Consider the following 789-nt stretch of genomic DNA (forward strand, 5'->3'; position numbering starts at 1 on the left):
CTAACGCCCTGTTAAGGTGTGAGCAACGCAATACAAAAGCCACCGCATACCACCTTAAACACCAAAACCAACGCATAGTGAAAATGCCACGCGTTGCGAATCACTCTTAAACAGTTTGTTATAAAGATGACTAAACGCTCTCACGCATGGGTAAATCACGCAGCTCTCTATTAATAATTTTGGTTGATATATACGGAGCACCTTGGAACAACATGGCGAAACTGACTAATACCGTGAAACAAGAGACGATTAAACTTGGGTAATTTGGTGACGTAACTATTTGAGATATGCTGTAAGCAAACCATATTATCCCTCCAATAAAACTCGGCAAACCCAGCCCCAAATTATAATATGCATATAGTTTGTCAAATTTATCGATAGCAATTTGAAAGTTCTCTTTATGAACATCTTTGAGGTTGGGAAGTAATCGGCTACAACGAATTATGTGCTTAAACGAAACCCGAGTGCCAATGATTTCGTTAAGATCTAACATCCCGTTTAAGAGTACACGGCTAACTCTCACACCATGAGTAAGATAAAAAGTTTCTATCTCAATCTCCGAATGCAAATGACGCTTTAGCCTTTCATCTAAACTTTCAATTGATACTGAACGCTCCAATGAATCTAAGCGGCGTTTTCTATGGGTTGAATACGTAGAAAGAATCTTTTCAAAGTTAATGACGATTGATATAGCAATAAACAGAAAAACATAACCATAGTTTCCTGCATCAAGGTAAGCCATTATTGTTTCTGTCACTTAACATGTTCCTCTATCTTTATAACGCCCTG

The 789-nt window shown here is 38.0% G+C and carries 1 protein-coding gene; it reads right to left on the reverse strand.

Annotated features, from left to right (window positions below; all coding sequences use genetic code 11):
* Window positions 1–130: 130 nt before the first annotated feature.
* On the reverse strand, window positions 131–757 hold the full coding sequence (locus tag R7P64_RS24205; RefSeq protein WP_031828284.1) for a hypothetical protein: 627 nt from the start codon (window positions 755–757) through the stop codon (window positions 131–133).
* Window positions 758–789: the final 32 nt, after the last annotated feature.

This window comes from Vibrio sp. 2304 (assembly GCF_033339475.1).
GTDB lineage: Bacteria > Pseudomonadota > Gammaproteobacteria > Enterobacterales > Vibrionaceae > Vibrio > Vibrio alginolyticus.